Raw genomic sequence first — 23,485 nt, 5'->3', positions numbered from 1 at the left:
GGATATCCCCTAAGTTGAAAGCCGGTGAGGCAAAAACAGCCGCCATTGTAGCGGCCAGCCGTCCACTTATCCACATGTAGGTTGCTCACAGGCCACCCAAAATCAATGCCTTAACCGCTAAAAAGGCGACCAATGGTCTGTGCATAAGCTCTGTGGATAAACCCACCTGAGCTCGTTGCACAAGTGGGGTCAAAAGTCTGTGGGTAACTGGCCTGTGGATAACTACCCGTTCCACACACAGCTTATCCGATAGCGCAGCACAGGCAGAGCACCGCTTCTCCCCCGTGTTGTCATTCTCTGTACAACACGTGGAACAAGGGCTCAAAGCAGTTATCCACAGATGATCGTGTCCCTAGCTTTTATAAGCTTTACAGAAAAGCTTTAAATAACTTCCTTCTTTATTTTTATATCTATCGCATGCCGGATGGAAGCCAAACGGGGAGAAGGGCGTCAGGACCCCGTCGACATCTAATTAAAGGAAAAGCTGGTTGGAAATTGACCTAGAGGCTTGCTTTCTCTAGAATCGCCGGTCTCTTAAAACGGGGGCCATTCCGGCCCGTTGTGGACGAACCAGGTAACAACGCCATGAAACGTACTTTCCAACCAAGCACCATCAAACGCGCCCGTACTCACGGCTTCCGTGCTCGCATGGCTACCAAGAACGGCCGTGCTGTCCTGTCGCGTCGCCGCGCCAAAGGTCGTGCGCGTCTGGCAGTTTGATAATCCGGTACTGGTGGTGAGTCAGGACTTCAGTCGGGAAAAGCGTCTGCTAACCCCCCGGCATTTCAAGGCAGTCTTTGACTCCCCCACCGGCAAGGTTCCGGGGAAAAATCTCCTGCTCCTTGCGCGTAACAACGATCTTGATCACCCCCGTCTCGGGTTGGTGATCGGCAAGAAGAGCGTAAAGCTCTCCGTTGAGCGCAATCGCCTCAAGCGTCTGATGCGCGAATCGTTTCGCCTCCACCAGGACACTCTGGTTGGTTGGGATATTGTTATCGTCGCGCGCAAAGGCTTGGGTGATGTAGAAAACCCCGAATTGATTCAGCATTTCGGCAAGCTCTGGAAACGTTTGGCGCGTACCCACAAGCCAGCACCAGCAGTCAGCACCGAAACTGTAGGGGTAGACAGCCTTGATGCGTAAACTGGCAATCGTTCCGATCCAGTTTTATCGCTATGCCATTAGTCCTCTGATGGCCAGTCACTGTCGTTTCTACCCCAGTTGTTCCTGCTACGCGTTAGAGGCCATAGAAAATCATGGTCTTCTGCGCGGTGGCTGGCTGACCTTTCGTCGTTTAGGTCGCTGTCATCCGTGGAATCCCGGTGGTTATGACCCGGTTCCACCTATCCCTACCTCCCGTTCTTCTTCGATGGCCGAGTAATCATGGATATTAAACGCACAATCCTGATCGTCGCCCTGGCAATCGTGTCCTATGTCATGGTCCTTAAATGGAACCAGGACTACGGTCAGGCTGCCCTGCCGACTCAGAATGTTGCTACCAATCAGGCTGCGCCGGCTATTCCGGACACCCCGCTGGGTAACAATGCGTCCGCGAGTGCCGATGTACCCAGCGCGAATGGCGAGACAAGTGCCCCGTTAGAAACGCCAGTGGTCACCAACAAAGACCTCATCCACGTGAAAACGGATGTGCTCGAGTTGGCTATCGACCCACAGGGTGGTGATATCGCACAGCTGAAGCTGCCGCTGTATCCACGTCGCCAAGACCATCCGGATGTGCCGTTCCAACTGTTCGATAACGGCGGTGAACGTACTTATCTGGCACAAAGCGGCCTGACCGGTACCAATGGTCCGGATGCACGTGCTACCGGCCGTCCGGTTTATTCGACCGAACAAAAGACTTATCAACTGGCAGACGGCCAGAACCAGTTGAACGTCGACCTGAAATTCAGCCTCGACGGTGTCAACTACATCAAGCGTTTCAGCTTTACCCGCGGTTTGTACGATTTGAAGGTCACTTACCTGATCGACAACACCAGCGACAAAGCCTGGAGCGGCAACCTGTTTGCCCAGCTCAAGCGTGACGCCAGCTCCGATCCGTCTTCCAGCACCGCCACCGGCACCGCCACTTACCTGGGCGCCGCCCTGTGGACAAGTAACGAGCCGTACAAAAAAGTGTCGATGAAAGATATCGACAAGGGCACGCTGAAAGAAACCGTCCAAGGTGGCTGGGTAGCGTGGCTGCAGCACTATTTCGTGACCGCCTGGATTCCGAACAAGGGTGACGCGAACCTGGTTCAAACCCGCAAGGACAGCCAGGGCAACTACATCATTGGCTTCACTGGCCCGGCGTTGACCGTCGCTCCAGGTGCCAAGGCTGAAACCAGCGCTACCCTGTACGCCGGCCCTAAAAGCCAGGCGGTACTGAAAGAGTTGTCCCCAGGTCTGGAATTGACCGTGGATTACGGCTTCCTGTGGTTCATTGCCCAGCCGATCTTCTGGCTGTTGCAACATATCCACAGCATCGTCGGTAACTGGGGCTGGTCGATCATCTTCCTGACCATGCTGATCAAAGGGCTTTTCTTCCCTCTGTCGGCAGCCAGCTACAAGTCGATGGCGCGTATGCGTGCCGTGGCCCCGAAACTGGCCGCGTTGAAAGAACAACATGGTGATGACCGGCAGAAAATGTCGCAAGCCATGATGGAGCTGTACAAGAAAGAGAAGATCAACCCGCTGGGTGGATGCTTGCCGATTCTGGTGCAGATGCCGGTGTTCCTCTCGTTGTACTGGGTACTCCTGGAAAGCGTTGAAATGCGCCAGGCGCCGTTCATGCTGTGGATAACTGACCTGTCGATCAAAGACCCGTTCTTTATCCTGCCGATCATCATGGGCGCGACCATGTTTATCCAGCAGCGTCTGAACCCAACCCCGCCGGATCCGATGCAGGCCAAGGTAATGAAAATGATGCCAATCATCTTCACCTTCTTCTTCCTGTGGTTCCCTGCTGGCTTGGTACTGTACTGGGTGGTCAACAACGTGTTGTCGATCTCTCAACAGTGGTACATCACACGTAAAATCGAAGCGGCTACCAAAAAAGCCGAGGCGTAATTTACTCTGTGGATAACCACTCAAGACGCCCCCTAGTGGGGCGTTTTGCTTTCCGTCACTTTTGTTCTGGAAACCTGCTGATGAGCGCTCCTCGTGAAACCATCGCTGCTGTCGCTACCGCTCAAGGTCGGGGCGGCGTCGGCATCGTTCGAATTTCCGGGCCATTGGCGGGCGTGGCAGCCAAGGCTATCAGCGGCCGGGAGCTGAAACCCCGTTATGCCCATTACGGCCAGTTCCTGGATGCCGACCACAGCGTATTGGACGAGGGGCTGGCCATCTATTTTCCAGGGCCAAACTCGTTCACCGGTGAGGATGTCCTTGAACTACAAGGGCACGGTGGTCCTGTGGTGTTGGACATGCTGCTGCAGCGCTGCTTGCAATTGGGTTGCCGCCTGGCCAGACCAGGGGAATTCAGCGAACGCGCATTCTTGAACGATAAGCTCGACCTGGCCCAGGCCGAAGCCATCGCCGATTTGATCGAAGCCAGTTCTGCACAGGCTGCACGTAACGCATTGCGTTCATTGCAGGGGGCTTTTTCCCTGCGTGTGCATAACTTGACCGAGCAACTGATCAGCCTGCGCATCTACGTCGAAGCCGCGATTGATTTTCCGGAAGAAGAAATAGACTTCCTGGCGGATGGCCATGTATTGGCGATGCTGGATAAAGTCCGCGATGAGTTATCCACAGTGCTGCGCGAAGCCGGACAGGGCGCCTTGCTGCGCGATGGTATGACGGTGGTGATTGCCGGCCGGCCCAATGCCGGCAAATCCAGCCTGCTCAATGCTCTGGCAGGGCGCGAGGCGGCCATCGTCACCGAGATCGCCGGCACTACCCGGGATATCTTGCGTGAACATATCCACATCGACGGTATGCCGCTGCACGTGGTCGACACCGCTGGTCTGCGCGACACCGACGACCAGGTGGAAAAGATCGGCGTGGAACGTGCGCTCAAGGCGATCAGCGAAGCCGATCGTGTGTTGCTGGTGGTGGATGCCACTGCACCTGAAGCTGTGGATCCTTTTGCCTTGTGGCCGGAATTTCTTGAACAACGGCCAGACCCGGCCAAAGTCACCTTGATCCGTAACAAGGCCGACCTTACGGGTGAAGCCATCGCCCTGGAAACCAGTGAAGATGGCCACGTCACTATCAGCTTGAGCGCGAAATCGGCCGGCGAGGGTCTGGAATTGCTGCGAGAGCACCTTAAAGCCTGCATGGGCTACGAACAGACCTCGGAAAGCAGCTTCAGTGCGCGGCGCAGGCACCTGGAAGCGCTGCGTCATGCCAGCGCGGCCCTGGAGCACGGGCGGGCCCAGCTGACCTTGGCGGGGGCTGGGGAGCTGCTGGCTGAAGATTTGCGTCAGGCGCAGCAGCTGCTGGGTGAAATCACCGGCGCTTTCAGCTCGGATGATTTGCTGGGGCGGATTTTCTCCAGCTTTTGCATTGGCAAATAGCCGAGTTATCCACATCGTCTACCAGTTGTAAGACACCGTACCGAGCAAGGTACGGCTGTCGCCCACCGACGTGCGGTAATCAGCCCATACGTTGCCCAGCGACGTATGTTGCTGGACGTTCCACCCCACTGCCGCCGAGCACCAGCATCCACTTGAGGACCTGGCGCCGCTGTTGCGTGGTGGATAACGCGCGGCGTGTGAGGTCAGGGGACAGGGCACCAAGGCTGCGCTGCAACTGCTCCATCTGGTTCCAAGCCGCCTGGTGGGATGGGTCACGATTAAGCCACTGCTGCCAGGCTTGATGTTGTGCGGGCGTCGGTGGTTGCGACTGAAATTGCACATACCAACTGGCAGCGGCCTCGAACGTCTTGCGGTGGGGGCTGACCATTACCGGTTGGCCATGATCAGGGAGCATTCGGTGAGGGCGCGGATCATGTGTTTCTTCACCGTGGTCAGCGATACCTGCAGTTGATCGGCGATCTGTTGATAAGTCAGCCCTTCAATCTGTGCGAGCACGAAAATTCGTCGTGCCCGCTCACCCAGGCCAGACAGCGCTTTATCCACAGCCACCAGGGTTTCGATGATGATTGCCTTGTCTTCTTCACTGATAGCTGTGGTTTCGGGACGCTCTGCCAGGGTTTGCCTGTAGGCCTGCTCGATGGCGTGCCGGCGATACCGGTCAATCACCAGGCCCCTCGCGATGGTGGCCAGATAGTCCCGTGGTTCGAGGATCTGCGCCGCATGTCGTCCACCGAGCATGCGCACGAACGTATCGTGGGCCACATCGGCTGCATCGCTGGCGTTATGCAATTTTCCCTTGAGCCATCCGCGCAATCACGAATGGTGCTGTTCATAGATGTGCTGGACCGCTGCGGTATGTGAGGAGGAAGGCATAGGCGCGACAAGGTAGGTTAATGATAATCCCTATTATTAACTGGCCCGGTGTTTTCCCACAATAGATCTGTTTTTGTGCCACCCGGGACTAATTCCCAGCTTTGCCGTGGACGAAATCGGCCGTTTCTGTGGATTAAGCCCTGTGAATAACCGCGGTTGTGCCCAGTTGATAACAGGGCCTGAAACCTGAGTAAAAACCCATCTGTGGATAACCAGTCGTTTAATCCACAGGTTTAAAGCACTTATCCAAGGGCCTCATCGGCAGATGACCACAACGTTTTGAATCGCTGTACACATTGAAAATAAAGGCCTGCAGAGATCTATCCACAGAAATGTTGCTCAGTATAAATAAACATAAAAACAAAGATTTAATAAATTTCTCTCTTTTAATTTCTATTGTCTGTGATTCATCCACAGCTGGTTAAATTTTGTGCAAAGGGTTCTTTAGGAAGGGCGAAGTCCCTATACTTGCCGCCAAAGCTGTAGAACCCTTTCAACAAACAATTCCTGATTACCTACATAAGCAGGCACGAGGTGCGTGGTGGATTTCCCTTCCCGTTTTGAAGTGATCGTCATCGGCGGCGGTCACGCCGGTACCGAGGCAGCACTGGCGTCAGCACGCATGGGTGTAAAAACCCTGTTGCTGACGCATAACGTGGAAACCCTCGGTGCCATGAGTTGCAACCCCGCAATTGGCGGGATTGGCAAAAGCCATCTGGTCAAGGAAATCGATGCCCTTGGCGGGGTAATGGCGATGGCCACCGACAAGGGTGGTATTCAATTTCGCGTGCTCAACAGCCGCAAAGGCCCGGCCGTACGTGCTACCCGGGCTCAGGCCGACCGCATCCTGTACAAAGCAGCGGTACGCGAAACCCTGGAAAACCAGCCGAACCTGTGGATATTTCAGCAGGCCGCCGATGACTTGATCGTCGAGCAGGACCAGGTACGCGGTGTCGTTACGCAAATGGGTCTGCGTTTTCATGCAGATTCGGTCGTACTGACCACGGGCACGTTCCTCGGCGGACTTATCCACATCGGTATGCAAAATTATTCCGGTGGTCGTGCCGGTGACCCGCCGTCGATTGCCCTGGCAAAACGTCTGCGTGAACTACCGCTGCGCGTCGGCCGTTTGAAAACCGGAACCCCGCCACGCATTGATGGGCGTTCTGTGGATTTCTCGATGATGACCGAGCAAGCCGGCGACACGCCGATCCCGGTCATGTCGTTCATGGGTTCCAAAGAACAGCACCCGAAACAGGTCAGCTGCTGGATTACCCACACCAACACCCGAACCCACGAAATCATTGCCGCGAACCTTGATCGTTCGCCGATGTATTCCGGGGTGATCGAAGGCATTGGCCCGCGTTATTGCCCGTCGATCGAAGACAAGATCCACCGCTTTGCCGACAAGGAAAGCCACCAGGTCTTTATCGAACCCGAAGGCTTGACCACCCACGAGCTGTACCCCAACGGAATTTCCACTTCGCTGCCGTTCGATGTGCAAATCCAGATCGTGCAGTCGATTCGCGGTATGGAAAACGCGCACATCGTGCGTCCGGGCTACGCCATCGAGTACGACTACTTCGACCCGCGCGACCTGAAATACAGCCTGGAAACCAAAGTGATCGGCGGCCTGTTCTTCGCCGGCCAAATCAACGGCACCACCGGTTATGAAGAAGCCGGGGCCCAAGGTTTGCTGGCCGGGACCAACGCAGCATTGCGTGCACAGGGCAAAGACAGCTGGTGCCCGCGTCGCGATGAAGCCTACATCGGCGTATTGGTCGACGACCTGATTACCCTGGGTACCCAGGAACCGTACCGGATGTTCACATCTCGGGCGGAATACCGTCTGATCCTGCGCGAAGACAACGCCGACCTGCGCTTGACCGAAAAAGGTCGCGAGCTGGGCCTGGTCGATGACGCCCGCTGGGCGGCCTTCTGCAAAAAACGCGAAAGCATTGCGCTCGAAGAACAGCGTCTGAAAAGTACCTGGGTTCGCCCGGGCACGGAGCAAGGCGACGCCATTGCAGAAAAATTCGGCACGCCGTTGACCCATGAGTACAACTTGCTCAACCTGCTTTCCCGCCCGGAAATCGACTACGCTGGTCTGGTCGAAGTGACTGGCCAGGGCGCAGAAGACCCACAGGTTGCCGAACAGGTTGAAATCAAGACCAAATACGCAGGCTACATTGATCGCCAGCAGGACGAGATCGCCCGGCTGCGCGCCAGTGAAGACACCAAGCTGCCTGTGGACATCGACTACACCGGGATTTCCGGGTTGTCGAAAGAAATTCAAAGCAAGTTGGGGATAACTCGGCCGGAAACCCTCGGGCAGGCTTCACGTATCCCTGGCGTCACCCCGGCAGCCATTTCGCTGTTGATGATTCATTTGAAAAAACGCGGCGCGGGCCGTCAGTTGGAGCAAAGCGCTTGAGTTCGTTGGTCACCTCGCAACACGCCGAAGAGTTATCCACAGGGGCGCGCCAGTTGGGCGTGGCCCTGACCGAAGCCCAGCATGAGCTACTGCTGGGCTACCTGGCCCTGTTGATCAAATGGAACAAGGCTTACAACCTGACCGCAGTGCGTGACCCAGACGAGATGGTGTCGCGGCATTTGCTCGACAGCCTCAGCGTGATGCCGTTTATCGAAAATGGCCGTTGGCTCGATGTGGGCAGCGGCGGCGGCATGCCTGGCATCCCGTTGGCGATCCTGTTTCCCGAGTCCCACGTGACCTGCCTGGACAGCAACGGCAAGAAAACCCGCTTCCTGACCCAGGTCAAACTCGAGCTCAAGCTGGATAACCTGCAAGTTATCCACAGTCGTGTCGAAGCATTCACGCCTGAACTGCCTTTCAATGGGATCATGTCCCGGGCGTTCAGCAGCATGGAGAACTTCAGCAACTGGACACGCCACCTGGGCGACCGTGATACCCGCTGGTTGGCAATGAAGGGCGTTCATCCAAGCGACGAGCTGTTAGCATTGCCGGCAGACTTCCACCTCGATAGCGAACACGCCTTGGCCGTACCTGGTTGCCAAGGCCAACGCCATCTGCTGATACTGCGCCGCACGGCATGATTGGGAACACAAGCAAGAATGGCTAAGGTATTCGCGATAGCGAACCAGAAAGGTGGCGTGGGTAAGACCACCACCTGTATCAACCTCGCAGCATCCCTGGTCGCGACCAAGCGTCGGGTGCTGCTGATCGATCTCGATCCACAGGGCAACGCCACCATGGGTAGCGGTGTGGATAAACACGGCCTGGAAAACTCGGTCTACGATTTGCTGATTGGCGAATGCGACCTGGCCCAGGCCATGCACTATTCCGAGCACGGCGGTTACCAACTGCTGCCGGCCAACCGCGATCTGACCGCGGCGGAAGTGGTGCTGCTGGAAATGCAGATGAAAGAAAGTCGTCTGCGCAGCGCTCTGGCGCCCATTCGCGAAAACTACGATTACATTTTGATCGACTGCCCACCGTCGCTGTCGATGCTCACGCTTAACGCGCTGGTTGCCGCCGATGGGGTAATTATCCCCATGCAGTGCGAGTACTTCGCTCTCGAAGGCTTGAGCGACCTTGTGGATAACATCAAGCGGATTGCCGAGCTGCTCAACCCGAACCTGAAAGTCGAAGGCCTGCTGCGGACCATGTATGACCCGCGCCTGAGCCTGATGAACGATGTGTCGGCGCAGCTCAAGGAACACTTTGGCGATCAGTTGTACGACACCGTGATTCCACGCAACATCCGCCTGGCCGAAGCGCCAAGCTATGGCATGCCCGCGCTGGCGTACGACAAATCCTCGCGTGGTGCCATTGCCTACCTGGCATTGGCTGGCGAGATGGTTCGCCGCCAACGCCGTAATTCACGCACCGCTGCAGCCCAGCCAACTTAAGGAATCCCCATGGCCGTCAAGAAACGAGGTCTCGGACGTGGACTGGATGCACTGTTGAGTGGTCCGACCGTCACATCGCTTGAAGAACAAGCGGTGCAGGCCGACGAGCGCGAGCTGCAGCACTTGCCGCTGGACCTGATCCAGCGCGGCAAATACCAGCCACGACGGGACATGGACCCCCAGGCCCTGGAAGAACTGTCCAACTCGATCAAGGCCCAGGGCGTGATGCAGCCCATCGTGGTGCGCCCCATTGGCGGTGGCCGCTTTGAGATCATCGCCGGGGAGCGCCGCTGGCGTGCCAGCCAGCAGGCCGGCAAGGAGACCATCCCGGCGATGGTGCGCGATGTGCCGGATGAAACTGCGATCGCCATGGCGTTGATCGAGAATATCCAGCGTGAAGACCTAAACCCGATCGAAGAAGCGATTGCGTTGCAGCGTTTGCAGCAGGAATTCCAGCTCACCCAGCAACAAGTGGCTGAGGCAGTGGGCAAGTCCCGCGTCACCGTGTCCAACTTGTTGCGTTTGATCGCGCTGCCGGAAGTGATCAAGACCATGTTGTCCCACGGCGACCTGGAAATGGGCCATGCCCGTGCGTTGCTCGGTTTGCCGGAAAATCAACAGGTTGAAGGGGCGCGACACGTTGTCGCACGAGGCCTGACCGTGCGTCAGACTGAAGCGCTGGTGCGCCAGTGGCTCAGCGGCAAACCTGCACCGGTCGAAACCGCCAAACCTGATCCGGATATCGCGCGACTCGAGCAGCGCCTGGCCGAGCGCCTGGGCTCTGCGGTGCAAATTCGTCACGGCAAGAAGGGCAAAGGGCAATTGGTCATCGGATATAACTCCCTTGACGAGCTTCAAGGCGTCCTTGCCCACATCCGCTGAAACATTTGCTTATGTAGCGCGTGATCGGAAATCACTACCCGACAGTTGAATAGGGGCTGAACCGCCCCTATACTCTGCGCGCATTTTGTCGGCACAAATTATGCCAAGTTATTGATTTCCGGCAGCCGACCATTGAGGAGCAAGAGTGATGGAAACCCGCACGCCAAACACGTTGCCGTTCCATCGCTTGGCTGTTTTTCCGGTTCTACTGGCTCAATTTGTCATTTTACTGATCGCCGCATTGGCGCTTTGGTATTGGCATGGAGTCGTAGCCGGGTATTCAGGACTCTGCGGAGGCCTGATAGCCTTGCTGCCCAATATGTATTTTGCTCACAGGGCCTTTCGGTTTTCCGGCGCCCGAGCAGCCCAGGCTATCGTCCGGTCTTTTTATGCCGGCGAGGCGGGGAAACTGATTTTGACGGCAGTGCTGTTTGCACTGACCTTTGCAGGTGTGAAGCCATTGGCGCCGCTGGCTGTATTCGGCGTCTTCGTGTTGACCCAACTGGTCAGCTGGTTCGCTCCCCTGCTAATGAAAACAAGACTTTCGAAACCTTAGGGCGTTTGAGGCAACCATGGCAGAAACAACCGCTTCGGGCTATATCCAGCACCACTTGCAGAACCTGACCTTCGGTCAGCTTCCTAATGGCGGCTGGGGCTTTGCCCACACCGCAGCAGAAGCCAAAGAAATGGGTTTCTGGGCTTTCCACCTGGATACTCTGGGTTGGTCGGTCGCATTGGGTCTGATCTTCGTCCTGATTTTCCGCATGGCGGCAAAGAAGGCGACTTCCGGTCAGCCAGGTGCTTTGCAGAACTTCGTTGAAGTATTGGTCGAATTCGTCGATGGCAGCGTGAAAGACAGCTTCCATGGCCGTAGCCCGGTGATTGCACCGCTGGCACTGACCATCTTCGTCTGGGTGTTCCTGATGAACGCCGTCGACCTGATTCCGGTGGACTGGATTCCTCAGTTGGCCATGGCGATCTCCGGCGACCCGCACATTCCATTCCGCGCCGTATCCACCACTGACCCGAACGCCACACTGGGCATGGCTCTGTCGGTATTCGCGCTGATCATTTTCTACAGCATCAAGGTCAAGGGCATCGGCGGCTTCATCGGCGAACTGACCCTGCACCCGTTCGGCAGCAAGAACATCTTCGTTCAAGCTCTGCTGATCCCGGTGAACTTCCTGCTGGAATTCGTCACCCTGATCGCCAAGCCGATTTCGCTGGCTCTGCGACTGTTCGGCAACATGTATGCCGGCGAGCTGGTGTTCATTCTGATCGCTGTGATGTTCGGCAGCGGCCTGCTCTGGCTTAGCGGCCTGGGCGTAGTTCTGCAGTGGGCGTGGGCTGTGTTCCACATCCTGATCATTACCCTGCAGGCCTTCATCTTCATGATGCTGACCATCGTCTACCTGTCGATGGCGCACGAAGAGAACCATTAAGACCAGTCTCGACTAGTCTGATGTCCTTCCCGGTCAAACGGGAAGGTGGCCCAACAGGGCTATGAAACGATTTGTTTTACCGCTTTAAAATCTAAAAAACCTAAACCATACGACGTAAAAGTCGGGAGGAAAGATGGAAACTGTAGTTGGTCTAACCGCTATCGCTGTTGCACTGTTGATCGGCCTGGGCGCCCTGGGTACTGCCATTGGTTTCGGCCTGCTGGGCGGCAAATTCCTGGAAGGCGCAGCGCGTCAGCCAGAAATGGTCCCAATGCTGCAAGTTAAAATGTTCATCGTCGCCGGCCTGCTCGACGCCGTGACCATGATCGGCGTTGGTATCGCACTGTTCTTCACCTTCGCGAACCCCTTCGTTGGTCAACTCGCTGGCTAATCACTCGATTTTCGAGTGATTGGGGTGATGGACAACGAATGAGCGAGGTGTTGGCGTGAACATTAATGCAACCCTGATTGGCCAATCCGTTGCGTTCTTCATTTTTGTAGTGTTTTGCATGAAGTTCGTGTGGCCTCCGGTCATCGCGGCTTTGCACGAACGTCAGAAGAAGATCGCGGATGGTTTGGACGCTGCCAGCCGTGCAGCTCGCGACCTGGAGTTGGCCCACGAGAAAGTGGGTCAGCAACTGCGCGAAGCTAAAGCACAGGCAGCCGAGATCATTGAGCAAGCCAAGAAACGCGGTAACCAGATCGTCGAAGAGGCTGTTGAAAAAGCCCGCGTCGAAGCTGACCGTGTGAAGGCTTCGGCTCATGCCGAGATCGAACAGGAACTGAACGGTGTCAAAGACGCGCTGCGTGCCCAACTGGGTGCTCTGGCCGTTGGCGGTGCTGAGAAGATCCTCGGTGCCACAATCGATCAAAACGCGCACGCGGAGCTGGTTAACAAACTGGCTGCTGAAATTTAAGCGAGGGCGATCATGGCAGAACTGACCACGTTGGCCCGACCTTACGCTAAGGCAGCCTTCGAGCACGCCCAGGCCCACCAGCAGCTGGCCTCTTGGTCAGCCATGCTCGGCCTGGCTGCAGCAGTGTCGCAAGACGACACCATGCAGCGCGTGCTCAAGGCCCCGCGCCTGACGAGCGCAGACAAGGCCGCCACTTTTATTGAAGTGTGCGGCGACAAGTTTGATGTGAAGGTGCAGAACTTCATCCACGTCATTGCCGAAAACGACCGTCTCCCGCTTTTGCCGGAGATCGCCGCTCTGTTCGACCTGTACAAGGCCGAAGCAGAGAAATCGGTAGACGTTGAAGTGACCAGTGCTTTCGCATTGAACCAAGAACAGCAAGACAAACTCGCCAAGGTTCTCAGTGCACGACTCAATCGGGAAGTGCGCCTGCAAGCTTCGGAGGACGCATCGCTTATTGGTGGTGTTGTTATCCGTGCCGGCGACCTGGTTATCGATGGCTCGATTCGCGGCAAAATCGCGAAACTTGCCGAAGCATTGAAATCTTGAGTTTGAAGGGGCAGCAGAGCAATGCAGCAACTCAATCCTTCCGAAATAAGTGAAATTATCAAGGGCCGCATCGACAAGCTCGATGTGACCTCCCAAGCCCGTAACGAAGGCACTGTCGTCAGCGTATCTGACGGCATCGTGCGGATTCACGGTCTGGCCGACGTAATGTACGGCGAGATGATCGAGTTTCCGGGCGGCGTCTACGGTATGGCCCTCAACCTGGAGCAAGACTCCGTAGGTGCCGTTGTATTGGGCGCGTACACCAGTCTGGCTGAAGGCATGAGCGCCAAGTGCACAGGCCGCATCCTGGAAGTTCCGGTTGGTAAGGAACTGCTGGGTCGCGTAGTCGACGCACTGGGTAACCCTGTTGACGGTAAAGGTCCACTGGGCAACACCGAGACCGACGCGGTCGAGAAAGTTGCTCCAGGCGTGATCTGGCGTAAGTCGGTAGACCAGCCTGTACAGACTGGCTACAAGGCTGTCGATGCCATGATCCCAGTCGGCCGTGGCCAGCGTGAGCTGATCATCGGTGACCGTCAGATCGGTAAAACCGCTCTGGCGATCGACGCGATCATCAACCAGAAAGACAGCGGCATTTTCTGCGTCTACGTAGCCATCGGTCAGAAGCAATCGACCATCGCCAACGTAGTTCGCAAGCTGGAAGAAAACGGCGCCCTGTCCAACACGATCATCGTGGCTGCCAGTGCTTCGGAATCTCCTGCGCTGCAATTCCTGGCACCGTACTCCGGTTGCACCATGGGTGAATTCTTCCGCGACCGCGGTGAAGACGCGCTGATCGTTTATGACGATCTGTCCAAGCAAGCAGTGGCTTATCGCCAGATTTCCCTGCTGCTGCGCCGTCCACCAGGTCGTGAAGCTTACCCAGGCGACGTGTTCTATCTCCACTCCCGTCTGCTGGAGCGCGCATCCCGCGTTTCGGAAGAATACGTAGAGAAGTTCACCAACGGCGCAGTGACCGGAAAAACCGGTTCCCTGACCGCACTGCCGATCATCGAAACCCAGGCTGGCGACGTTTCCGCGTTCGTTCCGACCAACGTGATTTCCATCACCGACGGTCAGATCTTCCTGGAATCGGCCATGTTCAACTCGGGCATCCGCCCTGCAGTGAACGCCGGTGTTTCGGTATCCCGTGTGGGTGGTGCCGCTCAGACCAAGATCATCAAGAAGCTCTCCGGTGGTATCCGTACCGCTCTGGCTCAGTACCGTGAACTGGCGGCATTCGCCCAGTTCGCTTCTGACCTGGACGAAGCGACCCGTAAGCAACTTGAGCATGGTCAGCGCGTTACCGAGCTGATGAAGCAGAAGCAATACGCCCCAATGTCGATCGCTGACATGGCGTTGTCGCTGTATGCCGCTGAGCGTGGGTTCCTGACCGACGTTGAAATCGCCAAGGTCGGCAGCTTTGAACAAGCGCTGATTGCTTACTTCAACCGCGATCACGCCGAATTGATGGCGAAGATCAACGTGAAGGGTGACTTCAATGACGATATCGACGCTGGCATGAAAGCCGGTATCGAGAAGTTCAAGGCCACCCAAACCTGGTAAGCCGCAGCGGGAGCCGCAAGGCTCCCGCTTGCTAACCTGATAGGTGTTACATGGCAGGCGCAAAAGAGATTCGCAGTAAGATTGCGAGCATCAAAAGCACGCAAAAAATTACCAGCGCCATGGAAAAAGTGGCGGTCAGCAAAATGCGCAAGGCACAAATGCGCATGGCTGCTAGCCGTCCTTATGCGGAGCGTATCCGCCAGGTAATTGGGCATCTGGCCAACGCCAACCCGGAATACCGCCACCCGTTCATGATCGAGCGCGCCGTCAAGCGTGCAGGTTATGTGGTAGTGAGCAGTGACCGTGGTTTGTGTGGTGGTCTGAATACCAACCTGTTCAAGGCCCTGGTCAAGGACATGGCGGTAAACCGCGAAAACGGCGTCGAGATCGATCTGTGTGTTGTTGGTAGCAAGGGTGCGGCCTTTTTCCGTAACTTCGGCGGTAACGTCGTTGCAGCTATCAGCCACCTGGGTGAAGAGCCGTCGATCAATGATTTGATCGGCAGTGTGAAGGTGATGCTGGATGCGTACCTGGAAGGCCGGATTGACCGCCTTTCCGTGGTATCCAACAAGTTCATCAACACCATGACCCAGCAGCCAACCGTGGAGCAATTGATTCCACTGGTGGCGACTCCGGATCAGGAACTCAAGCACCACTGGGACTACCTCTACGAACCAGACGCCAAAGAGCTGCTTGACGGCTTGATGGTGCGCTACGTGGAGTCGCAGGTGTACCAGGCGGTGGTCGAGAACAACGCAGCTGAACAAGCGGCGCGGATGATCGCGATGAAAAACGCTACCGATAACGCCGGTGATCTGATCAGCGATTTGCAGCTGATCTACAACAAGGCGCGTCAGGCTGCGATCACCCAAGAGATCTCGGAAATCGTCGGCGGCGCTGCCGCGGTTTAACGGTTCAAATATTCAGAGGATCCAGCTATGAGTAGCGGACGTATCGTTCAAATCATCGGCGCCGTTATCGACGTGGAATTTCCACGCGACAGCGTACCGAGCATCTACAACGCGCTGAAAGTACAAGGCGCGGAAACTACCCTGGAAGTTCAGCAGCAGCTGGGCGACGGCGTAGTTCGTACCATTGCGATGGGTTCCACCGAAGGCTTGAAGCGCGGTCTGGACGTTGTCGACACTGGCGCTGCCATCTCCGTACCGGTCGGTAAAGCGACCCTGGGCCGGATCATGGACGTACTGGGCAACCCGATCGACGAAGCTGGCCCGATTGCCACCGAAGAGCGCTGGGGCATTCACCGCGCAGCACCTTCGTTCGCAGAACAAGCGGGCGGCAACGACCTGCTGGAAACCGGCATCAAGGTTATCGACCTGGTTTGCCCGTTCGCCAAAGGCGGTAAAGTCGGTCTGTTCGGTGGTGCCGGTGTAGGCAAGACCGTAAACATGATGGAACTGATCCGTAACATCGCCATCGAGCACAGCGGTTATTCCGTGTTCGCAGGTGTTGGTGAGCGTACTCGTGAGGGTAACGACTTCTACCACGAGATGAAGGACTCCAACGTTCTGGACAAAGTGGCACTGGTTTACGGTCAGATGAACGAGCCGCCGGGAAACCGTCTGCGCGTAGCCCTGACTGGCCTGACCATGGCCGAGAAGTTCCGTGACGAAGGTAACGACGTTCTGCTGTTCGTCGACAACATCTATCGTTACACCCTGGCCGGTACTGAAGTATCCGCACTGCTGGGCCGTATGCCTTCGGCAGTAGGTTACCAGCCGACCTTGGCTGAAGAGATGGGCGTTCTGCAAGAACGTATCACTTCGACCAAGGAAGGTTCGATCACCTCGATCCAAGCGGTATATGTACCTGCGGATGACTTGACCGACCCGTCGCCAGCCACCACTTTCGCCCACTTGGACGCCACTGTCGTTCTGTCCCGTGACATCGCTTCCCTGGGTATCTACCCAGCGGTCGATCCACTCGACTCGACTTCGCGCCAGCTGGACCCGAACGTGATCGGCCAGGAGCACTACGACACCGCTCGCGGCGTTCAGTACGTGCTGCAGCGCTACAAAGAACTGAAGGACATCATTGCGATCCTGGGTATGGACGAGCTGTCGGAAGCCGACAAGCAGTTGGTAAACCGTGCTCGTAAGATCCAGCGTTTCTTGTCGCAGCCGTTCTTCGTGGCTGAAGTCTTCACCGGTGCCTCGGGTAAATACGTTTCCCTGAAAGACACCATTGCTGGCTTCAAAGGCATCCTCAACGGTGACTACGACCACCTGCCAGAACAAGCGTTCTACATGGTCGGCGGCATCGAAGAAGCGATCGAGAAAGCCAAGAAACTGTAATCCTGGCGCCCGGAAACGGGCGCTCATCAGGTTGAGGCAATCAGATGGCTATGACAGTCCATTGCGATATCGTCAGCGCGGAAGGGGAAATCTTCTCCGGTCTGGTAGAAATGGTGATTGCACACGGCGAACTCGGTGACCTGGGTATTGCCATGGGCCACGCGCCATTGATCACCAGCTTGAAGCCAGGTCCGATCACTCTGACCAAGCAAGGCGGGGAAAAGGAGGTGTTTTACATCTCTGGTGGTTTCCTCGAGGTTCAGCCGAACATGGTCAAGGTACTTGCCGACACCGTGCAACGTGCTGGCGACCTGGATGAAGCCTCCGCTCAGGAAGCCGTCAAGGCTGCCGAGAAGGCGCTGAACGAAAAAGGCGCAGACTTCGACTACAGCGCTGCTGCAGTCCGTCTGGCCGAGGCCGCAGCCCAGCTGCGTACTCTCCAGCAGATCCGCAAGAAGTAAGCGGCCACGCCGTTTTGCTTGATGCGTGATTGATTAAAAAGGGTAGCCTCGGCTACCCTTTTTCTTTTTTTGCAAAACACTTCTTTGGTCTGAACCCGGACCGCCCAGGATTGGTAGCCATTCATGTCTCTTGAAATCGTCATTCTCGCCGCAGGCCAGGGCACCCGCATGCGTTCAGCCCTGCCCAAGGTACTGCATCCGGTTGCGGGCAACTCCATGCTGGGCCATGTTATCCACAGCGCCCGCCAGTTGGACCCACAACGTATTCATGTGGTGATTGGCCACGGTGCCGACGTGGTCCGTGAGCGTCTGGCTGCGGACGATCTGAATTTCGTATTGCAAGACAAGCAACTGGGCACCGGCCACGCGACCGCGCAGGCTGTGCCTTTCATCACCGCGGACACGGTATTGATCCTCTACGGCGATGTCCCGCTGATTGAAGTGGAAACCTTGCAACGTCTGCTCAAGCACGTGGTGCCTGGCCAGATGGGCCTGCTGACTGTTGAGCTGGATGACCCTACGGGCTACGGCCGCATTGTGCGCAACGCCGACGGCAAGGTGGCCGCCATCGTTGAACACAAAGATGCCAGCGAAGCCCAGCGCGCGATTACTGAAGGCAATACCGGCATTCTCGCCGTGCCTGCCAACAAGCTCGCCGACTGGATGAGCCGGCTGTCCAACAACAACGCCCAGGGCGAGTACTACCTCACCGACGTCATCGAGATGGCCGTCAGCGATGGCCTGCTGGTCGCCACCGAGCAGCCCCATCATCCGATGGAAGTGCAGGGCGCCAACGACCGCAAACAACTGGCAGAGCTGGAACGTCACTATCAACTGCGCGAAGGCCTGCGCCTGATGGCCCAGGGCGTGACCCTGCGAGACCCGGCGCGTTTCGATGTACGTGGCGAAGTCACGGTGGGCCGCGACATCCTGATCGATATCAACGTGATCCTCGAAGGCCGCGTGATCATTGAAGACGGTGTGGTCATCGGTCCGAACTGCGTGATCAAGGACAGTACCTTGCGCAAAGGCGTGGTGGTCAAGGCCAACAGCCATATCGACGGTGCCGTGATGGGTGAGGGCAGCGATGCCGGGCCGTTTGCGCGCTTGCGTCCGGGTAGTGAGCTGGGGGCCCAGGCCCATGTGGGTAACTTTGTCGAACTGAAAAACGCTCACCTCGGCGAGGGCGCCAAAGTCGGTCACCTGACTTACCTGGGCGATGCCGTCATCGGCGCACGCACCAACATTGGGGCTGGCACCATCACCTGCAACTATGACGGTGCCAACAAGTACCAGACCACCATTGGCGAAGACGTGTTCATCGGCTCCAATAACTCGCTGGTTGCTCCCGTGACCATCGGTGATGGTTCCAACACCGCAGCGGGCTCGACCATCAACCAGGATGTGGATAAGTCCCAACTGGCCGTTGCCCGCGCTCGTCAACGCAACATCGACGGCTGGAAACGCCCGGTCAAAATCAAAAAGACCTGAGTTATCCACAATTCGATGGCCTGGTGCGCTCCTGTGGGAGCTGGCTTGCCTGCGATAGCGGTCTGACATTCACCATGATGTCGTCTGACACGCCGCTCTCGCAGGCAAGCCAGCTCCCACAGTTGTTTAGTGGCATGCCCGAAAGCTCTACAAAAATGCCTTCTTCCCCTTGACGATCTTTCGCCAATAGGTTTTGATTGCCTTCGTTATCTTTCGAAACGAAACTTATCACTACCATGTCGAAACGAAACACCCCCCAACGACGCCACAATATCCTCACCTTGCTCAACGAACAGGGCGAAGTCAGCGTGGACGAGTTGGCCAAACATTTCGAAACTTCGGAAGTGACCATCCGCAAGGACCTTGCCGCCCTCGAAAGTAACGGCCTGCTCCTACGTCGCTACGGTGGCGCAATCACCATGCCCCAAGAGCTGGTGGGCGACGCTGCCCAGCCCATCTCGGCCTACAAGCGCGCCATCGCCCGTGCGGCCGTGAAGCGCTTGCGTGAACACGCGCGCATCATCATCGACAGCGGCAGCACCACCGCCGCGATGATCCCTGAACTGGGTCATCAGCCGGGCTTGGTGGTGATGACCAACTCCCTGAACGTGGCCCGCGCCTTGAGCGAACTGGAACATGAACCGGTGCTGTTGATGACCGGGGGTACCTGGGACCCGCATTCGGACTCGTTCCAGGGGCAGGTCGCCGAGCAGGTCCTACGTTCTTACGACTTTGATCAACTGTTCATCGGCGCCGATGGCATTGATCTGCAGCGCGGCACTACCACCTTCAACGAGCTGCTGGGCTTGAGTCGTGTGATGGCCGAGGTCGCCCGTGAAGTGGTGGTGATGGTCGAATCTGACAAGATCGGCCGCAAGATTCCCAACCTGGAACTGCCCTGGAGCAGCGTCCATACCCTTATTACCGATGATCGCCTGCCGCTCGAGGCCCGCGACCAGATCCAAGCCCGCGGCATTACGCTGATATGCGCGGCAATCATCTAGGAGAAGCACCATGTGTGGAATTGTTGGCGCAGTCGCCGAACGTAACGTTACTGCCATCCTGATCGAAGGCCTCAAGCGCCTCGAATACCGCGGTTACGATAGCGCCGGTGTGGCCGTCTTCACCAACGCCGGCAAGCTGGAGCGCATGCGCCGCCCGGGCAAGGTCAGCGAACTGGACCAAGCCCTGGCCGGTGAGCCGCTAGTAGGTCGCCTGGGCATTGCCCACACCCGTTGGGCCACCCACGGTGCACCCTGCGAGCGTAACGCTCACCCGCACTTCTCCGGCGACCTGGCGGTGGTGCACAACGGCATTATCGAAAACCATGAAGTGCTGCGTGAACAACTCAAGGGCCTGGGCTATGTGTTCACCTCGGACACTGACACCGAAGTGATCGCCCACCTGCTCAACCACAAGCTCAAGGATCACAGCGACCTGACCACCGCCCTCAAGGCCACGGTCAAGGAACTGCATGGCGCCTACGGCCTGGCCGTGATCAGCGCCAGCCAGCCTGACCGCCTGGTTGCCGCACGCAGCGGCAGCCCATTGGTGATCGGCCTGGGCTTGGGCGAGAACTTCCTTGCCTCCGACCAACTGGCCCTGCGCCAAGTGACCGACCGCTTCATGTACCTGGAAGAAGGCGACATTGCCGACATCCGCCGTGAAAGCGTGCAGATCTGGGACGTGAACGGTCAGTCCGTCGAGCGCGAAGCCGTGCAATACCGCGATGGCGCCGAAGCCGCCGACAAAGGCGAGTTCCGCCACTTCATGCTCAAGGAAATCCACGAGCAGCCGTCCGTGGTACAGCGCACCCTGGAAGGTCGTCTGAGCCAGAACCAAGTATTGGTGAACGCTTTCGGCCCGCAAGCCGCCGAACTGTTCGCCAAAGTGCGCAACGTGCAAATCGTCGCCTGTGGCACCAGCTACCACGCCGGTATGGTGGCGCGTTACTGGTTGGAGGAACTGGCCGGCATCCCGTGCCAGGTCGAAGTCGCCAGCGAGTTCCGCTACCGCAAAGTGGTGGTACAGCCTGACACCCTGTTCGTGACTATCTCTCAGTCCGGTGAAACCGCCGACACCCTGGCCGCCCTGCGCAATGCCAAGGAACTGGGCTTCCTCGGCAGCCTGGCCATCTGCAACGTCAGCATCAGCTCCCTGGTGCGTGAATCCGACCTGACCCTGCTGACCCAGGCCGGGCGCGAAATCGGCGTCGCCTCCACCAAAGCCTTCACCACCCAACTGGTGGGCCTGTTACTGCTGACCCTGTCCCTGGGCCAGGTGCGCGGCACCCTCGCCGAAGGTGTCGAAGCCACCCTGGTGGAAGAACTGCGCCGCCTGCCGACCCGCCTGGGTGAAGCCTTGGCCATGGACAGCACCGTGGAAAAAGTCGCCGAGCTGTTCGCCGACAAGAACCACACCCTGTTCCTGGGCCGTGGCGCGCAATACCCGGTGGCGATGGAAGGCTCGCTGAAACTCAAGGAAATCTCGTACATCCACGCCGAAGCCTACCCGGCCGGTGAGCTCAAGCACGGCCCGCTGGCCTTGGTGGATGACGACATGCCGGTGGTTACCGTGGCGCCGAACAACGAACTGCTGGAGAAGCTCAAGTCCAACCTGCAGGAAGTACGCGCCCGTGGTGGCCAACTGATCGTTTTCGCAGATGAAAAAGCCGGCATGACCAACGGTGAAGGCACCCACGTCATCAACATGCCGCACATCCACGACACGCTGTCGCCGATCCTCTACACCATCCCGCTGCAGTTGCTGTCGTACTACGTTGCCGTGCTCAAAGGCACCGACGTTGACCAGCCGCGTAACTTGGCCAAGTCGGTGACGGTGGAGTAAGCCTTACTGACGTACCCAAAAGTGAAGCTACGAAATAAAGTCTGTCGGAAATAAATAAAGTCTGTCGCTGGCGCCTTCGATCCCCCGCGATTGAGGAGCCGGTGACGCTTTGTCCGGGCCACCGTGCTCGGGACGCACTTCAAGGTTTAGACGAGCAAATGATCTTAGCTATTCAGCCTGAGGAGACGGTGCGTTCCTTTGTGGCAAGAACTCTTTTTATTAAAGGGAAACATTCTTCCGAGGAGGTCTTTCGGAAGTTTCCCAAAAACTGCATCTTAAGCACGGATATTTTGTCAATCGCCGGAACGCAGGGATGGATTGGTTGCTACGGTTTTAACAAGATTCTTCATAAGCATACTGATTATCCGTTAAAAGAAATTTTTAAAAATATTCAAGATATTTCCTACTCTAGGGACGAATATATAGGTCGTCCGAATCTCTATAGTTCCGATAGTACCCAGGCCGGATTTTGCCCAGTTTGTGTTGCCGAAGATGTTGAACGCTTAGGGTTCTCCTTTTGGCGACGTGCTCACTGTTGTGAGCTGAAAGTCTGTGCTGAGCACAATGTAGAGTTAGTCAAACGCTGCCCATACTGTGACAAGCCGTTCCGCCATGGTGGCCATGATCTGAATGTGATGTGGGCTACCTGTGAGGGACAGCAGTTTAAAGATAGCTCAGTGATGTTGAACGCAGACCAATTTGAGCTGAAGAAAGCTCAATTCTTTGCAGAGATCCTGTCAGCCACCTACCACCTCTCTGAGGAGGCAGTTCTTGCGGTTTTGAATGAGAAAGTCCATCAAAATGACAAACTAAAGCTTAAAATTTGGAACTCCAGATACAACCAGCCTCTAGGATATACAATTAAACGGCGGCTAGAGATTGTCCAAGAGGCCAGGTCTAGGAACAGGCTACCACATGGAGAAACTACTGATTTTATTATTCAGGCTATATTGGGAGTCTATGAAAGATTTGCTGACTTTGTCATTGACGTGAAGTCGTATGGGGACGAAGTTCGCCCAGTGGAGACATTATGGTCTACTTATATAGCAGGACATCAAGAGTCAACACATTTCGTTGAAGAAAACTATGACCAAGGTGTTGGTGTCTGGTGTTGTCCGTTCCCTGCTAGGGACTTTTTACGGATGTGGGATTGGCGGCCAGTGTATTATCCCTGCTGTAGTTTTGAGCGACCAAAAAGAAAAGGTCCTCAACCTCGACCCGAGCTAGTCAAGAAAGCGCCGCCGGGTGTTTACAGACGGAAATAGGTTTCCGCTCTAAATGTACGCTACGAGGACTAACCTCCAATAAAGTGATTCCCATGAGTATCGATATCCCCGTCATACTATAGGATCAACAGCTCAATCCCTGGCGGTGAGCACCGCTTTTCCTCTCGCAGGCCGCTAGGGAGCCAGAACAGGTCACATATAGACTCCGTGTTCAATTCTGAGCAATACGTCTCGAACCTCGGGATAGCCGCTAGGTTTGGTCAGCATCTCGCAAGGGCTGCGTCGGTTGAGCGCAAGTACTGGTGAACCGAGCCACCTATCGGCGCTTTTACGGTTTCCTAAGGTGTGACTTGCCTGCATCAAGGCTTGTACCCGTCTGAACTCGTAGCCACGGTATGTTGAGCTCCAGCATGCTGGCGGGCGCGAAAGGGCCAATCCTAGGATAGAAATCTTACTCATGTCCTTACACCTCGTTCGTTTCTTCAGCTA

General features: G+C 56.6%; 24 protein-coding genes and 1 pseudogene. 22 read left to right on the top strand and 3 right to left on the bottom strand.

Features of this window, described 5'->3' with window-relative positions; genetic code table 11:
• The first annotated feature begins 585 nt into the window (after positions 1 to 585).
• The 5 genes from rpmH (at position 586) to mnmE (ending at position 4,515) form a co-directional block, all read left to right on the top strand.
• On the top strand, positions 586 to 720 hold the full coding sequence (gene rpmH, locus CLM72_RS28640) for a 50S ribosomal protein L34 (RefSeq protein ID WP_003213577.1): 135 nt from the start codon (positions 586 to 588) through the stop codon (positions 718 to 720).
• Positions 721 to 733: 13 nt separating this feature from the next.
• Positions 734 to 1,141 (top strand): ribonuclease P protein component, encoded by a 408-nt coding sequence (rnpA, locus tag CLM72_RS28635; protein WP_020302575.1) that lies wholly within the window; start codon positions 734 to 736, stop codon positions 1,139 to 1,141.
• A complete protein-coding gene (gene yidD, locus CLM72_RS28630; protein ID WP_019816912.1) occupies positions 1,134 to 1,379 on the top strand; it encodes a membrane protein insertion efficiency factor YidD in 246 nt (81 codons plus the stop codon). The genes rnpA and yidD overlap by 8 nt, the downstream gene beginning before the upstream one ends.
• 2 nt (positions 1,380 to 1,381) lie before the next feature.
• On the top strand, positions 1,382 to 3,064 hold the full coding sequence (gene yidC / locus CLM72_RS28625) for a membrane protein insertase YidC (RefSeq protein WP_054898311.1): 1,683 nt from the start codon (positions 1,382 to 1,384) through the stop codon (positions 3,062 to 3,064).
• 80 nt (positions 3,065 to 3,144) lie between these two features.
• Positions 3,145 to 4,515: a tRNA uridine-5-carboxymethylaminomethyl(34) synthesis GTPase MnmE gene (gene mnmE, locus CLM72_RS28620; protein ID WP_014720595.1), complete on the top strand. Its 1,371-nt coding sequence runs from the start codon at positions 3,145 to 3,147 to the stop codon at positions 4,513 to 4,515.
• 45 nt (positions 4,516 to 4,560) lie between these two features.
• Here mnmE and CLM72_RS28615 read toward each other — a convergent pair.
• Positions 4,561 to 4,903, bottom strand: a pseudogene (locus CLM72_RS28615) (DUF4880 domain-containing protein); the annotation flags it as partial.
• Positions 4,903 to 5,349 (bottom strand): sigma-70 family RNA polymerase sigma factor, encoded by a 447-nt coding sequence (locus tag CLM72_RS28610; protein ID WP_256595258.1) that lies wholly within the window; start codon positions 5,347 to 5,349, stop codon positions 4,903 to 4,905. The gene CLM72_RS28610 and the pseudogene CLM72_RS28615, both read right to left, overlap by 1 nt.
• Positions 5,350 to 5,950: 601 nt before the next feature.
• Between CLM72_RS28610 and mnmG the strand changes: the two genes are divergently transcribed.
• From mnmG to CLM72_RS28515, 17 genes are all read left to right on the top strand, one after another.
• Positions 5,951 to 7,843, top strand: a complete 1,893-nt coding sequence (gene mnmG / locus CLM72_RS28605; RefSeq protein WP_105229199.1) for a tRNA uridine-5-carboxymethylaminomethyl(34) synthesis enzyme MnmG — start codon at positions 5,951 to 5,953, stop codon at positions 7,841 to 7,843.
• Complete coding sequence (gene rsmG / locus CLM72_RS28600) at positions 7,840 to 8,484, top strand: 16S rRNA (guanine(527)-N(7))-methyltransferase RsmG (RefSeq protein ID WP_105229063.1); 645 nt, start codon at positions 7,840 to 7,842, stop codon at positions 8,482 to 8,484. Before mnmG ends, rsmG begins: the two co-directional genes overlap by 4 nt.
• Before the next feature lie 18 nt (positions 8,485 to 8,502).
• On the top strand, positions 8,503 to 9,300 hold the full coding sequence (locus CLM72_RS28595; RefSeq protein WP_005792605.1) for a ParA family protein: 798 nt from the start codon (positions 8,503 to 8,505) through the stop codon (positions 9,298 to 9,300).
• 9 nt (positions 9,301 to 9,309) lie between these two features.
• Positions 9,310 to 10,182 (top strand): ParB/RepB/Spo0J family partition protein, encoded by an 873-nt coding sequence (locus CLM72_RS28590; RefSeq protein WP_003195890.1) that lies wholly within the window; start codon positions 9,310 to 9,312, stop codon positions 10,180 to 10,182.
• A gap of 148 nt (positions 10,183 to 10,330) precedes the next feature.
• A complete protein-coding gene (locus CLM72_RS28585; protein ID WP_010565865.1) occupies positions 10,331 to 10,738 on the top strand; it encodes a F0F1 ATP synthase subunit I in 408 nt (135 codons plus the stop codon).
• 16 nt (positions 10,739 to 10,754) lie between these two features.
• A complete protein-coding gene (gene atpB / locus CLM72_RS28580; RefSeq protein ID WP_003195886.1) occupies positions 10,755 to 11,624 on the top strand; it encodes a F0F1 ATP synthase subunit A in 870 nt (289 codons plus the stop codon).
• 133 nt (positions 11,625 to 11,757) lie between these two features.
• On the top strand, positions 11,758 to 12,015 hold the full coding sequence (gene atpE, locus CLM72_RS28575) for a F0F1 ATP synthase subunit C (protein WP_002555987.1): 258 nt from the start codon (positions 11,758 to 11,760) through the stop codon (positions 12,013 to 12,015).
• A gap of 55 nt (positions 12,016 to 12,070) precedes the next feature.
• Positions 12,071 to 12,541 (top strand): F0F1 ATP synthase subunit B, encoded by a 471-nt coding sequence (locus tag CLM72_RS28570; protein ID WP_003195835.1) that lies wholly within the window; start codon positions 12,071 to 12,073, stop codon positions 12,539 to 12,541.
• 12 nt (positions 12,542 to 12,553) lie between these two features.
• Positions 12,554 to 13,090, top strand: a complete 537-nt coding sequence (locus CLM72_RS28565) for a F0F1 ATP synthase subunit delta (protein WP_003195833.1) — start codon at positions 12,554 to 12,556, stop codon at positions 13,088 to 13,090.
• Positions 13,091 to 13,111: 21 nt separating this feature from the next.
• Positions 13,112 to 14,656 carry a F0F1 ATP synthase subunit alpha gene (gene atpA, locus CLM72_RS28560; RefSeq protein WP_105229062.1) on the top strand — a complete coding sequence of 515 codons (1,545 nt, stop codon included), beginning with the start codon at positions 13,112 to 13,114 and terminating at the stop codon, positions 14,654 to 14,656.
• A gap of 50 nt (positions 14,657 to 14,706) precedes the next feature.
• Positions 14,707 to 15,567, top strand: a complete 861-nt coding sequence (atpG, locus tag CLM72_RS28555) for a F0F1 ATP synthase subunit gamma (RefSeq protein ID WP_005792602.1) — start codon at positions 14,707 to 14,709, stop codon at positions 15,565 to 15,567.
• A gap of 27 nt (positions 15,568 to 15,594) precedes the next feature.
• Entirely contained in the window at positions 15,595 to 16,971 is a 1,377-nt protein-coding gene (gene atpD, locus CLM72_RS28550; protein ID WP_003195827.1) for a F0F1 ATP synthase subunit beta, read from the top strand.
• A gap of 44 nt (positions 16,972 to 17,015) precedes the next feature.
• On the top strand, positions 17,016 to 17,432 hold the full coding sequence (locus tag CLM72_RS28545; protein WP_003177061.1) for a F0F1 ATP synthase subunit epsilon: 417 nt from the start codon (positions 17,016 to 17,018) through the stop codon (positions 17,430 to 17,432).
• A gap of 123 nt (positions 17,433 to 17,555) precedes the next feature.
• Positions 17,556 to 18,923 (top strand): bifunctional UDP-N-acetylglucosamine diphosphorylase/glucosamine-1-phosphate N-acetyltransferase GlmU, encoded by a 1,368-nt coding sequence (glmU, locus tag CLM72_RS28535; RefSeq protein ID WP_105229061.1) that lies wholly within the window; start codon positions 17,556 to 17,558, stop codon positions 18,921 to 18,923.
• Positions 18,924 to 19,159: 236 nt separating this feature from the next.
• Positions 19,160 to 19,927 (top strand): DeoR/GlpR family DNA-binding transcription regulator, encoded by a 768-nt coding sequence (locus CLM72_RS28525; RefSeq protein WP_003195822.1) that lies wholly within the window; start codon positions 19,160 to 19,162, stop codon positions 19,925 to 19,927.
• Positions 19,928 to 19,937: 10 nt separating this feature from the next.
• Entirely contained in the window at positions 19,938 to 21,770 is a 1,833-nt protein-coding gene (glmS, locus tag CLM72_RS28520; RefSeq protein ID WP_034129178.1) for a glutamine--fructose-6-phosphate transaminase (isomerizing), read from the top strand.
• A 158-nt stretch (positions 21,771 to 21,928) separates the two neighbouring features.
• On the top strand, positions 21,929 to 23,035 hold the full coding sequence (locus tag CLM72_RS28515) for a TniQ family protein (RefSeq protein ID WP_105229059.1): 1,107 nt from the start codon (positions 21,929 to 21,931) through the stop codon (positions 23,033 to 23,035).
• 153 nt (positions 23,036 to 23,188) lie between these two features.
• On the opposite strand, the gene CLM72_RS29430 is transcribed toward CLM72_RS28515, so the two are convergent.
• Positions 23,189 to 23,356 carry an antitoxin Xre/MbcA/ParS toxin-binding domain-containing protein gene (locus CLM72_RS29430; protein WP_228394574.1) on the bottom strand — a complete coding sequence of 56 codons (168 nt, stop codon included), beginning with the start codon at positions 23,354 to 23,356 and terminating at the stop codon, positions 23,189 to 23,191.
• Positions 23,357 to 23,485 lie beyond the last annotated feature (129 nt).

This window comes from Pseudomonas sp. MYb193, assembly GCF_002966775.1.
Lineage (GTDB): Bacteria > Pseudomonadota > Gammaproteobacteria > Pseudomonadales > Pseudomonadaceae > Aquipseudomonas > Aquipseudomonas paracarnis.
Note: the sequence above shows the minus strand (reverse complement) of the source record. Positions and strands in the feature narration are given on the sequence as shown.

What these genes read in the sequence shown, in the direction of transcription:
- rpmH (WP_003213577.1), top strand. Translation starts at nt 586, where the DNA reads ATGAAACGTACTTTCCAACCAAGCACCATCAAACGCGCCCGTACTCAC.
- yidD (WP_019816912.1), top strand. Translation starts at nt 1,134, where the DNA reads ATGCGTAAACTGGCAATCGTTCCGATCCAGTTTTATCGCTATGCCATT.
- yidC (WP_054898311.1), top strand. Translation starts at nt 1,382, where the DNA reads ATGGATATTAAACGCACAATCCTGATCGTCGCCCTGGCAATCGTGTCC.
- mnmE (WP_014720595.1), top strand. Translation starts at nt 3,145, where the DNA reads ATGAGCGCTCCTCGTGAAACCATCGCTGCTGTCGCTACCGCTCAAGGT.
- CLM72_RS28595 (WP_005792605.1), top strand. Translation starts at nt 8,503, where the DNA reads ATGGCTAAGGTATTCGCGATAGCGAACCAGAAAGGTGGCGTGGGTAAG.
- CLM72_RS28590 (WP_003195890.1), top strand. Translation starts at nt 9,310, where the DNA reads ATGGCCGTCAAGAAACGAGGTCTCGGACGTGGACTGGATGCACTGTTG.
- CLM72_RS28585 (WP_010565865.1), top strand. Translation starts at nt 10,331, where the DNA reads ATGGAAACCCGCACGCCAAACACGTTGCCGTTCCATCGCTTGGCTGTT.
- atpB (WP_003195886.1), top strand. Translation starts at nt 10,755, where the DNA reads ATGGCAGAAACAACCGCTTCGGGCTATATCCAGCACCACTTGCAGAAC.
- atpE (WP_002555987.1), top strand. Translation starts at nt 11,758, where the DNA reads ATGGAAACTGTAGTTGGTCTAACCGCTATCGCTGTTGCACTGTTGATC.
- CLM72_RS28565 (WP_003195833.1), top strand. Translation starts at nt 12,554, where the DNA reads ATGGCAGAACTGACCACGTTGGCCCGACCTTACGCTAAGGCAGCCTTC.
- atpA (WP_105229062.1), top strand. Translation starts at nt 13,112, where the DNA reads ATGCAGCAACTCAATCCTTCCGAAATAAGTGAAATTATCAAGGGCCGC.
- atpG (WP_005792602.1), top strand. Translation starts at nt 14,707, where the DNA reads ATGGCAGGCGCAAAAGAGATTCGCAGTAAGATTGCGAGCATCAAAAGC.
- atpD (WP_003195827.1), top strand. Translation starts at nt 15,595, where the DNA reads ATGAGTAGCGGACGTATCGTTCAAATCATCGGCGCCGTTATCGACGTG.
- CLM72_RS28545 (WP_003177061.1), top strand. Translation starts at nt 17,016, where the DNA reads ATGGCTATGACAGTCCATTGCGATATCGTCAGCGCGGAAGGGGAAATC.
- glmU (WP_105229061.1), top strand. Translation starts at nt 17,556, where the DNA reads ATGTCTCTTGAAATCGTCATTCTCGCCGCAGGCCAGGGCACCCGCATG.
- CLM72_RS28525 (WP_003195822.1), top strand. Translation starts at nt 19,160, where the DNA reads ATGTCGAAACGAAACACCCCCCAACGACGCCACAATATCCTCACCTTG.
- glmS (WP_034129178.1), top strand. Translation starts at nt 19,938, where the DNA reads ATGTGTGGAATTGTTGGCGCAGTCGCCGAACGTAACGTTACTGCCATC.
- CLM72_RS28515 (WP_105229059.1), top strand. Translation starts at nt 21,929, where the DNA reads ATGATCTTAGCTATTCAGCCTGAGGAGACGGTGCGTTCCTTTGTGGCA.
- CLM72_RS29430 (WP_228394574.1), bottom strand. Translation starts at nt 23,356, where the DNA reads ATGCAGGCAAGTCACACCTTAGGAAACCGTAAAAGCGCCGATAGGTGG.